At 73.5% G+C, this 7,030-nt stretch carries 4 protein-coding genes, 1 tRNA gene and 1 pseudogene; 3 read left to right on the top strand and 3 right to left on the bottom strand.

Annotated features, from left to right (window positions below):
* Positions 1-836, top strand: a pseudogene (locus tag HEQ75_RS27285) (heme biosynthesis HemY N-terminal domain-containing protein); the annotation flags it as partial.
* 135 nt (positions 837-971) lie between these two features.
* On the opposite strand, the gene HEQ75_RS27290 reads toward HEQ75_RS27285, so the two are convergent.
* From HEQ75_RS27290 to HEQ75_RS27300, 3 genes are read right to left on the bottom strand one after another with little or no spacing between them, the layout of a single operon-like run.
* Entirely contained in the window at positions 972-1,655 is a 684-nt protein-coding gene (locus HEQ75_RS27290) for an ABC transporter ATP-binding protein (protein ID WP_328735025.1), read from the bottom strand.
* The gene (locus tag HEQ75_RS27295) at positions 1,652-2,896 is read right to left on the bottom strand and encodes an ABC transporter permease (RefSeq protein ID WP_168035282.1); all 1,245 of its coding nucleotides are present in this window, start codon (positions 2,894-2,896) and stop codon (positions 1,652-1,654) included. The genes HEQ75_RS27290 and HEQ75_RS27295 overlap by 4 nt, the downstream gene beginning before the upstream one ends.
* Entirely contained in the window at positions 2,893-3,969 is a 1,077-nt protein-coding gene (locus tag HEQ75_RS27300) for an efflux RND transporter periplasmic adaptor subunit (RefSeq protein ID WP_168035283.1), read from the bottom strand. The genes HEQ75_RS27295 and HEQ75_RS27300 overlap by 4 nt, the downstream gene beginning before the upstream one ends.
* 102 nt (positions 3,970-4,071) lie before the next feature.
* Here HEQ75_RS27300 and HEQ75_RS27305 point away from each other — a divergent pair.
* Both HEQ75_RS27305 and HEQ75_RS27310 read left to right on the top strand, forming a co-directional pair.
* Positions 4,072-4,146, top strand: a tRNA-Thr gene (locus HEQ75_RS27305).
* Between the two features lie 321 nt (positions 4,147-4,467).
* The coding region (locus HEQ75_RS27310; RefSeq protein WP_209318812.1) for a DUF3141 domain-containing protein at positions 4,468-7,030 on the top strand (2,563 nt) is incomplete at its 3' end.

Consider the following 7,030-nt stretch of genomic DNA (forward strand, 5'->3'; position numbering starts at 1 on the left):
CGATGCCTGAGGCGCGGTTCCTCGGCCTGCGCGGCCTGCTGCGCCAGGCGATCCAGGCCGGCGACTGGCCGGCGGCCCAGCGGCTGGCGCGGGAGGCGGAGGCCGCGGTGCCCGGCGCCGCCTGGCTGCGGCAGGAGCGGGAGACGCTGGCGCTGCGCATGCGCGACTGGCGGGAGGCGCTGACCCTGGCGCCGCCCGGCGCCGGCCAGGCGGCGCTGGCCCTGGCCGCGGCGGGGCAGGAGCCGGACATGTCGCGCGCGGCGGAGCTGGAACGCCAGGGCTTCGCCGCCGACCCGGCCTTCGCCCCGGTGGCCCTGGCCCATGCCCGCCGGCTGCGCGAGGGCGGCAGCCCGCGCCGCGCCCGCACCGTGCTGGAACAGGCCTGGGCGGCGCAGCCGCACCCCGACCTGGCGGAGGACTATCTGCGCGAGGATGTGGACGCGCTGGCCCGCATGAAGTCGGCCGAGACCCTGGCCAAGGGCAATGCCCGCCATGCCGAGAGCCGCCTGCTGGTGGGGCGCGCGGCGCTGGAGGCCGGGCTGACCGGCCGGGCGCGGCAGGAGCTGGAGGCGCTGGTCGCCTCCGGCGCCGCAGACCGCCGCGCCTTCCTGGCGATGAGCGACCTGGAGGAGGCGGAGCACGGCGAAACGCCGGAAGGCCGCGCCGCCCAGGCCCGCTGGCTGCGCCAGGCGGCGACCGCCGCGCCGGAGCCGCGCTGGCGCTGCAGCGCCTGCGGCACCGACCACGCCGCCTGGGCCCCGGTCTGCCCGAAATGCGAGGCGGTGGGCACCATCGCCTGGACCAGCCCGCAGACCCTCCCGGCGACGGTGGGGTAGGGGCGCCTCCGCGCCCCCGGCGGTTCATGCCAGGTCTCCTCGATGCGCCCGCCGAAGGCGGGCGAGCGGCCGAACGGCCGCGCAGCCAAGCCGGTGATCGAGGCGGTGATCGGTGACGATCACCGAGCAGGGGCATCAACCCTGGGCCGTGTCGCTGACGATGCGGCCATCGACCAGATGCACCCGGCGGCCGGCCCGCGCCGCCAGGGTGGCGTCATGCGTCACCACCACCACGCTGCGGCCCTGCGCCACCAGGCCCGCGAAGATGTCGAACACCGCGGCGGCGTTGGCGCTGTCCAGGTTTCCGGTGGGCTCGTCCGCCAGGATCAGCGCCGGGTCGTTGGCCAAGGCGCGGGCAATGGCGCAGCGCTGCCGCATGCCGCCTGAAAGCTGCTCGGGCCGCTTGCCCGCCGCCTCCGCCAGGCCGAGGTCGCCCAGCAGCGCCATTGCCCGGTCCCGCGCCGCCGCGCCGTGCAGCCGCCCCAGACGCCGGATCGGGATCAGCACATTGTCCAGCGCGGTGAATTCCGGCAGCAGGAAGTGGAACTGGAAGACGAAGCCCAGCTTCGCCAGCCGCAGCCCGGCCAGCTCCGCCGCCGGCAGATGCGCCGTGTCCCGCCCCTCCAGCAGCACCGCCCCCTGGCTCGGCCGGTCCAGCAGCCCCAGCAGGTACAGCAGCGAGGATTTGCCGGAGCCGGAGGGGCCGGTGACGGCGATGAATTCGCCGGGCTCCACCGCCATGTCCACGTCCCGCACCAGCACCGCGCCATCCGGCAGGATACGCGCCGCGCCGCGCGCCTCCAGCAGCGGCGGCCTCACGCCGCGCCCCGCACCACCTGCACCGGGTCCAGCTGGCTGGCCCGCCGGGCCGGGATGACGGAGGCCGCCGCGGCGGCCACCAGGGCGAAGAGGCTGGCCATCGCATAGACCCGGATGTCCCGGTCCAGCAGGAACTGGCCCTGGCCGGAGGGCGTCTGCACCCCGAAGCGCACCAGCGCCAGCCCCTCGATCATCAGCGCGCCCAGGGCGCAGCCGACCAGCGCGCCGAGCAGCCCGGCGACCATGCCCTGCACCAGGAACAGCAGCTGGATGTCGCCTTCCGTGAAGCCCAGCGACTTCAGGATGGCGATGTCGCGCGTCTTCTCGATCACCACCGTGGAGATCACGTTGTAGATGCCGAAGGCGGCGACCAGCAGGATGGCGCCGGTGACCGAGAACATGATGGCGTTCTGGATGACGAAGACGGTCAGGATATTGGCGCTCTGCTCCTCCCAGCTTTCGGTGCGGTCGCCGAAGCGGGCCTCGATCTGGCGGGCCAGCGGTTCGGCCTGGGTCACGTCCGCCAGCCGCACCAGGATCTGGTTCACCACATTCGGCCGGTCCGCCAGCACCTGCGCCACCTTCAGCAGCGCGAAGCCATGCCCCTGGTCCACCGCCTGCAACCCGGTCCTGAAAAGCCCGACCACCTTCATGGACAACACGGTGCCGGAGGGCGCGATGGCGGAGACGGTGTCGCCGAGCCCGAGGCCGAGCCGCCAGGCCAGGCCCTCGCCGATGATGATGCCGTTGGCCGAGCGCCGCAGATCCTCCAGCCGCCCGGCGATCATGTCCTTCTCGATGTTGGAGACGCGGCGGTGGCGTTCCGGCTCCAGCCCCGTCACCACGGCGGAGACGTCCCGCGCGCCATAGCGCAGCAGCGCCTGGGCCTGCAGCACCGGGGCGGCTGCCACGCCGGGCATGGCTTCCAGCAAGTCCACCTTGCGGGCGGCGCCGCGGATGCCGCGGATGCGGTCGCGCGGCTTGACGCCATGCACCTGCACGGCGCCTTCCGGAAAGGCGAGCTCCGCGGCCTGGGCGGCGGGGCGGCGGGTTTCGTCCTTGACCGTGATGTGGGGCGCGACGTCGATGATCTGGTTGACGAAATAGGTCTGGAAGCCGCGCATGATGGCGGCCGTGGCGATGAAGAAGGCGACGCCGAGCGCGATGCCGGTGACGGAGACCAGCGTCTGCCGCAGCCGCCGCGTCAGCATGCCACGCGCCAGGTCCAGCAGCAGCCTCATCCCGGTGGCGCCGCGGCGGCCTGCAGGCGGACCGGCGCGCCATCGGTGAGGCCCGGCGGCGGGTTGAGCACCACCGCCTCCCCGGCGCGGAGGCCCTGGCGGATCTCGACGTTGCGCGGCGACTCCACGCCCACCTGCACGGCGCGGCGCTGCGCCACCTCCTTCTCCACCACCCAGACATGGCCCTGGCGCGGCGCCCCCGGCGGGGGCGCGGGTGGCGCGCTGGGGGAGGCGTCGCGCGGCGCCGGCGGCAGCACCAGGGCGGCCTGCGGCACCAGCACCGCATCCGGCGTCTCGCGCAGCACGATGTTGGCCTCCACCGTCATGCCGACCAGCAGCGGCGTGTCGTCCGGCAGCGCGAGGCGCACCCGGTAGGCCTTGCGCACCGTGTCGCCCTTGGGCGTGATCTGCGCCACCGTCGCCGTCAGCGCCTGGCCGGGAAAGGCATCGGCGCGCAGCAGCACGCGCTGGCCAAGCCGGATCCGGGCGATATCCTCCTCATCGACCTCCGCCGTGATGCGCAGCGGCCGGGGCTCGCCCACCCAGAACAGGGAGGCCGGGGTGTCCACCACCTCCCCCACCTCGGCGTCCCGGCGGAGCACCACGCCATCGGTCGGCGCGCGCACAACGTAGTCGTCCAGCCGCTGGCGGGCGGCGCGGGCGGTGGCTTCCGCCGCCTGGGCGTCGCGTTCTGCCCGGTCCAGCGTGGTGCGGGCGGAGATGTCGCGCGCCACCAGGGTGCGGGTGCGGGCCAGGTCATCGGCGGCGAAGCGGGCCCGAGCCTCGGCTTCCGCGACCAGGGAGCGCGCCTGGCGGTCATCCAGCCGGGCCATCGGCTGGCCCTCGGTGACGCGCTGGCGTTCCTCCACCAGCACCTCCGTCAGCCGGGCGCGGGTGGCCGGGCCGATGCGCGCCCATTGCACCGGCTCCACCGTCCCGGTGGCGTAGACGGCTTCGAGGGCCGTGCCCTGGCTGGCCATGGCGATGGTCACGCGCGGCGGCAGCCCGTACCGGACCCAGGCCGCGGTGCCGCCCGCGGCGAGGAGGGCGAGAAGGAGGAGGAGCCGGCGCATCTGGCGGGCCTTGTAGCAGCCCTGGCCCGCATGGTCATGGGAGGGTTCGGAAGCGGGTTGTATGCGGGCGCGCGCGGGGCTATAGGGCCGCGCTGACGGTTCGCCGACATAGCTCAGCGGTAGAGCAACTGATTCGTAATCAGTAGGTCCCCGGTTCAATCCCGGGTGTCGGCACCATTGCCCCCGCGCGGCGTCGGGCGGCTGAAGAAGCCTCCCCCATCGCGCACCTCTTCCAGGGCCGGAGCCGCCTTGTCCCTTCCCCGGGCGCGGATGGCCTTCGATGATCCGGCGCGGCCGCAGCTTCCAATATACGGCTACTTCATAGGTTCACGCGACTGAGACGTATCCCCGGTCGACGTCCGGCGCCGTTGCTGGCGCAATATCGCCGCCCGGCGGCAGCTTCGCTGACCGGGTCATCCGCCTGCCCTCGCTCGCCCGCCGATCGGCCCGCCGACCGGCGCCGCGGCGGGGCAGGGCGCCAGGGAAGGTGATCTGCCCGTGGACATCACGCATACCGCGAAGCCCGGCCTCGCCGCGCCGACGCTCATGGCCGACCTTGCTGCCGCCGTCGATCCCGGCCAGCCGATCCGCAGCAGTGCCGAGCGCGCCGCAGCCCTGGCGGAGCAGGCCGATCTCCTGGTCCGGGCCGCCTCGCGCAATGCCGAGCGCATCGCCACCGAGCATGGCGCGCGCCACAAGGCGGTGCTGGAGGCGATGGCCAGGGCGGCGACCGCGCTGGCCGGCACCGGCCAGGGAAGGGATTGGGCAGCCTCCTGGAACGCCTATCTGCGCGATCGTGCGGAGCGGATGGTGCTGACCCTGGACGCGCTGCGCGAGCGCGGCGACATCTTCGTGGCGCATGAACAGGCCGGCTGCCCGCCGGTGCTGGTCTATGAGCATGAGGTGGTGATGGACGGCGCGCAACTGCCGCGGCCCTGCAACTACCTGCTGCTGCGGATCCTGCCGCCCGCCGGCGTGACGCTGGACCCGGCCCGCCGGCCCTATGTCATCATCGACCCGCGCGCCGGCCACGGCGCCGGCATCGGCGGCTTCAAGAACGACAGCCAGGTGGGCGTCGCCATGGCGGCGGGGCATCCGGTGTACTTCGTCTCCTTCCGCCGCGATCCGGTGCCGGGCCAGACGCTGGCCGACGTGACGCGCGCCGAGGCGGCCTTCGTGCGCGAGGTCGCCCGCCTGCATCCGGAGGCCGAGAAGCCGGCGGTGATCGGCAATTGCCAGGGCGGCTGGGCCACGCTGCTGCTGGCCGCGACCAACCCGGACCTCACCGGCCCCATCGTGCTGAACGGCGCGCCGGTCATGCCCTGGGCAGGCGAGGTGGGCAACAACCCGATGCGCTACAATGCCGGGCTGCTCGGCGGCGCCTGGCAGGCGATGTTCTGGTCCGACATGGGCGCCGGGATCTTCGACGGCGCGCATCTGGTGTCGAACTTCGAGGCGCTGAACCCCAGCCGCAGCTTCTTCCGCAAATACTACGACCTGTTCGCCCGCATCGACAGCGAGCGCGAGCGCTTCCTGGAGTTCGAGCGCTGGTGGGGCGGCTTCTTCCGGCTGAACGAGGCCGAGATCCGCTGGATCGTGGAACAGCTCTTCGTCGGCAACCGCCTGGTGCGCAACATGGCGCAGCTCGAGCCCGGGCGGACGGTCGATGTCAAGAACGTCCGCTCGCCGATCATCGTCTTCGCCAGCCGCGGCGACAACATCACGCCGCCGCAGCAGGCGCTGAACTGGATCGCCGACAGCTACGCCGATGTGCAGGAGATCCGCATCCGCGGCCAGCGCATCGTCTACATGGTGCATGAGGAGGTCGGGCATCTCGGCATCTTCGTCTCGGCCAAGATCGCGCAGAAGGAACACGCCCAGGTCGCCTCCGTCATGCAGACGATCGAGGCGCTGGCGCCGGGCCTCTACGAGATGCGCATCGAGGCGGCGAGCGGCGAGGGCCAGCACCGCAGCTTCACCGTCAGCTTCGAGGAGCGGAGCCTGGCCGATCTGCGCGGCGCCGATGACGGGCGGCAGGATGAGCGGCCCTTCGCCGCCGTGGCCCGCCTGTCGGAAGCCCAGGCGGAGTTCTACGACGTCGCCCTGCGCCCGATGGTGCAGGCCATGGTGCAGCCCGGCCTGGCCGAGCTCGCCCGTTCCCTGCATCCGCTGCGCACCCAGCGTTCGGCGATGGCCAGCAGCAACCCCTTCATGCTGCCCTGGCAGATGATGGCGGAGCGGATCCGCGGCGACCGCCACGCGCTTTCCGCCGGCAACCCTTTCGCGGCGCTGGAAGCGGCCGGCGCCGATGCGCTGGAACAGGCCATGGACCTGACGCGCGACCTGCGCGACATGGCCTATGAGATGGCGTTCTACGGCATCTGGGCCTCCCCGGCCGCGCGGGCCTACGGCAACAGCCACGCCGCTGGCCGCACCCTGAAGGACCTCCACGAGCTGATCGGCCTGCCGGAGGCGCAGATGGCGCTGGCCCGCATGGAGCAGGGCGGCTTCGTGGAGGCGGTGATCCGCATGCTGGTCATGCTGGTGGAAAGCCGCGGCGGCGTGCGGCGTGACCGGCTGGAACGCTCGGCCCGGGTGCTCACCACCGATGTGCCCTTCGCCGGCCTCTCCGCCGAGCAGCGGACGCTGGTGATCCGCGAGCAGACGCTGGTGGTGACGCTGGCGCCGGAGCAGGCGCTGGCGACGCTGCCGCGCCTGCTGCCGCGGCAGGAGGAGCGCGAGCTGGCGCTGCGGGTGGTGCGCTACATCCCCGGCCGGATCGACGAGATGGCGCCGCACACCTTCGAGACGCTGCGCCGCATGGCGGAGGTGCTCGGCCTGCCGCCGATCACCACGGATGTGCTGGCGGACCCGCTCGCGCAGCCCGAGGCGGCCCCTGCCGCCGTGCAGCCCGAGGCGGCCCCTGCCGCCGTGCAGCCCGAGGCGGCCCCTGCCGCCGTGCAGCCCGAGGCGGCCCCTGCCGCCGTGCAGCCCGAGGCGGCCCCTGCCGCCGTGCAGCCCGAGGCGGCCCCTGCCGCCGTGCAGCCCGAGGCGGCCCCTG

Source organism: Falsiroseomonas selenitidurans, from assembly GCF_012103215.1.
Lineage (GTDB): Bacteria > Pseudomonadota > Alphaproteobacteria > Acetobacterales > Acetobacteraceae > Falsiroseomonas > Falsiroseomonas selenitidurans.

Excerpts from the sequence above, each read along its gene's own strand:
- HEQ75_RS27295 (WP_168035282.1), bottom strand. The coding sequence starts at position 2,896 with ATGAGGCTGCTGCTGGACCTGGCGCGTGGCATGCTGACGCGGCGGCTG.
- HEQ75_RS27300 (WP_168035283.1), bottom strand. The coding sequence starts at position 3,969 with ATGCGCCGGCTCCTCCTCCTTCTCGCCCTCCTCGCCGCGGGCGGCACC.